Raw genomic sequence first — 2,415 nt, 5'->3', positions numbered from 1 at the left:
AGGTTTTCGCGAGGGGTACCGACGGGGCGATGTGGCACGTCTACCAGACCCTGCCCAACAACGGCTGGTCTCAATGGGAATCGCTCGGCGGATCTCTGGCTGGCGACCCTGCGATGTTCCAGAACGAGGACGGACGCCTGGAGGTTTTCGCGAGGGGTACCGACGGGGCGATGTGGCACCTATGGCAGACCGCACCTAACAACGGCTGGTCTCAATGGGAATCGCTCGGCGGATCTCTGGCTGGCGACCCTTCGGTGTTCCAGAACGAGGACGGGCGCCTGGAGGTTTTCGCGAGGGGTACCGACGGGGCGATGTGGCACGTCTACCAGACCCTGCCCAACAACGGCTGGTCTCAATGGGAATCGCTCGGCGGATCTCCGGCCAGCGACCCTGCGATGTTCCAGAACGAGGACGGACGCCTGGAGGTTTTCGCGAGGGGAACCGACGGGGCGATGTGGCACCTCTACCAGACCCTGCCCAACAACGGCTGGTCTCAATGGGAATCCCTGGGAGGCGTCATTGGGAATGGTGATGTGACGGCAGCCCGAAACGCTGATGGACGTCTGGAGATTTTCGCATGGGACAACGAAGCGTCAATGCAACATATCTGGCAGACCGACGTCAACAATGGCTGGTCTCAATGGGAATCGCTTAAGGGTCCGCCGCTTTTTGAAGGGCCGTGATCTCAGGGATGCACCGGTCCCTCATCACCACCGCGACGAGGGACCATAGGCGTATCACCGCGTGACAACGCCCCTGTGCGCCGCCGACAAGCACGGATTCCGGGAGACTCCAACGGGCTGGGCCACTTGCCGTTGCTAGTGGTAGAAGGCGTGCAGGGCGTAGCGGCGCTGGTCGTGCGGTCCGTGCTCGGTGAGGACGCCGCAGCGGGCCAGTGCCTTGAGGTCGCCGCGGGCGGTCGCCCGCTTCGGGGCGATACCGAGCCGGGCGTACAGGCGCATGACGCGACCGGTCGTGATCGGGCGACGGGGGTGATGCATGGCGTCGGTCAGCAGCGCGCTGATGCGCCGGGCCTGGTTGCTCGTCACTGCTGGGCACTCCGTTCAGCGGGTCAGTTTGTTGCGGTTGCGGGCGATGAGTCCGTACGCGGGGGCGGTGATTGTGTTGGCTTCCTGCCGGACCGGTCCGGTGTAGTGGTGGTGGACTGCGGTGTGCGTGGCCTTGACGGACCGGACGGCGGAGCCGATGGCGGCGGCGACTGCGGCCACGGCGGCGATCGGGAGGGTGACGAACAGGACGCTGGTCAGGGTGACGGCGGCGAATCCCTGGCAGGCGAGCCAGATGCCGCAGCCGACACCTACGCAGGTGGCACCGACACCGATTCCGGCGACCGCGGTCCCGGCGGCCCAGGCGGGGACGATCCGGCGGTCCGGCTGCGGGACCGGCGGCGTGGGGCCGTAGGCGGGCAGCGGAGTGTCGTCGCGGTAGGCGGTCGGCATCTGCGGCACGGGCCGGTAGGCGTCTTCGATGATCCGGCGAGCTTCGGCGTCGGCTTCCGTGTCGGTCAGACGCGGCTGCCAGGCCGCGGAGTCATGGTCGGGCATGGCGGACTCCAGCCGGGTTCAGGTGAGGTGGCGGGCGGCGTCGGCGAGCGCGGCGCATACGGCGCGGACGGGTCCGGCGGCGCCGGTGCCGGCGGTGAAGAAGCCGAACAGGAACAGCACGAGGGCGCTGAACGGGCCGACGTAGCGGCCCCGCAGCAGAACCAGGGCCAGCACTCCGAAGAGGGCGACGGCGGAGAGCGTGAGGATCACGAGCGGCCTCCCGGGAAACGCGAAGCGGGCAGCATCGCTCCGGATGCCGCCCGCGGTTGGTCACGCTTGGTCACGGATCTAGTGGGGTGTACTGGGTAGTGGGTAGTGGGGTCCCCAGTGGGGGATGCCTGATCAGACGCCTTGTGCGGCCCGGTAGCGGCCTTACTGGGTAGTGGGGCGGTTCTCCACTACCCAGTACTCAGTAGCGCCGTGTGAGGGCGTTTCAGGCGTGGTCGGGGTGGACGTAGACCGAGTGCGGGCCGTTGTCCCGGTAGACCAACTGGCCCCGCTCCACCGCGGCCTGAAGAGCCGCACGGACGGTCTTGCGGTCCTTGCCGACCAGTTCCGCGACCGCGGACGGCTTCATGCCCTCCGTCCCGGTCGCCTTGATCGCCTCCAGCACCTTGGGCAGCCACGCGGGCCCCTGCCCCCGTTCGTGCCGCAGCGCGGACAGGTTCAGCCCGTCCGGCTCGGCCCGCGCAACATCCTCGGCGGCGGTGCGCGGCTCGGGTGCAGTGGCGAACTCGGCATCGATCTGCGCTCTAAGAGGTCATCTCATTTGGTGAGTCTGCGGTAGCAGATGAGGGTGCAGGCGATGCTGGTGAAGGCCAGGAAGTGCTCGGCATTGCGCTCGTAGCGG

Annotated in this window: 4 protein-coding genes and 1 pseudogene; 1 reads left to right on the top strand and 4 read right to left on the bottom strand. The window is 67.7% G+C overall.

Annotated features, from left to right (window positions below; translation table 11 throughout):
- A pseudogene (locus ACFYZB_RS40110) lies at positions 1-683 on the top strand (hypothetical protein); the annotation flags it as partial.
- A gap of 135 nt (positions 684-818) precedes the next feature.
- Here the strand turns inward: ACFYZB_RS40110 and ACFYZB_RS40105 are convergent.
- The 4 genes from ACFYZB_RS40105 to ACFYZB_RS40090 all read right to left on the bottom strand — a co-directional run bounded on the left by ACFYZB_RS40105 (position 819) and on the right by ACFYZB_RS40090 (position 2,178).
- Positions 819-1,049 (bottom strand): hypothetical protein, encoded by a 231-nt coding sequence (locus tag ACFYZB_RS40105; protein WP_388766848.1) that lies wholly within the window; start codon positions 1,047-1,049, stop codon positions 819-821.
- A gap of 15 nt (positions 1,050-1,064) precedes the next feature.
- A complete protein-coding gene (locus tag ACFYZB_RS40100; RefSeq protein ID WP_388766846.1) occupies positions 1,065-1,565 on the bottom strand; it encodes a hypothetical protein in 501 nt (166 codons plus the stop codon).
- Positions 1,566-1,583: 18 nt separating this feature from the next.
- The gene (locus tag ACFYZB_RS40095; protein WP_385312666.1) at positions 1,584-1,775 is read right to left on the bottom strand and encodes a hypothetical protein; all 192 of its coding nucleotides are present in this window, start codon (positions 1,773-1,775) and stop codon (positions 1,584-1,586) included.
- A 223-nt stretch (positions 1,776-1,998) separates the two neighbouring features.
- Positions 1,999-2,178, bottom strand: a complete 180-nt coding sequence (locus ACFYZB_RS40090) for a hypothetical protein (RefSeq protein ID WP_388766844.1) — start codon at positions 2,176-2,178, stop codon at positions 1,999-2,001.
- Between the last annotated feature and the right edge of the window lie 237 nt (positions 2,179-2,415).

Origin of the sequence: Streptomyces sp. NPDC001852 (assembly GCF_042891825.1) — a bacterium.
Classification (GTDB): Bacteria; Actinomycetota; Actinomycetes; order Streptomycetales; family Streptomycetaceae; genus Streptomyces.
This window is presented reverse-complemented; position numbering and strand designations above follow the sequence as displayed.

What these genes read in the sequence shown, in the direction of transcription:
- ACFYZB_RS40100 (WP_388766846.1), bottom strand. Translation starts at nt 1,565, where the DNA reads ATGCCCGACCATGACTCCGCGGCCTGGCAGCCGCGTCTGACCGACACG.